Raw genomic sequence first — 381 nt, 5'->3', positions numbered from 1 at the left:
CGGCGAGGTCGTCGGCATCGCCGGGCTCATGGGCGCCGGCCGCACGGAACTCGCGATGAGCGTCTTCGGCCAGTCCTACGGCACCGGCATCAGCGGCACCGTCTACAAGCGCGGCACCCCGATCAAGACGCACACCGTCTCGCAGGCCATCGACAACGGCATCGCCTACGTCACCGAGGACCGCAAGCGGTACGGCCTGAACCTGATCGACGACATCAAGCGGAACATCTCCGGGTCGGCACTCGGCAAGCTCGCCAACTGGGGCTTCGTCAACTCGTCGGAGGAGACCACGGTCGCGACCCAGTTCCTCAAGAGCCTCAACATCAAGGCGCCGAACGTCGACGTCGTGACGGGGAAGCTCTCCGGCGGGAACCAGCAGAA

General features: G+C 65.9%; 1 protein-coding gene. It reads left to right on the top strand.

The window, feature by feature from the left end; genetic code table 11:
- Positions 1 to 381: ATP-binding cassette domain-containing protein (locus BIU89_RS13585; protein WP_139179201.1), on the top strand; the 381-nt coding region annotated here is incomplete at both ends.

This window comes from Curtobacterium sp. MCBA15_005, assembly GCF_001864855.1.
Classification (GTDB): domain Bacteria; phylum Actinomycetota; class Actinomycetes; order Actinomycetales; family Microbacteriaceae; genus Curtobacterium; species Curtobacterium flaccumfaciens.
The sequence above is the reverse complement of the archived record's forward strand: the minus strand, read 5'-3'. Positions and strand labels throughout refer to the sequence as shown.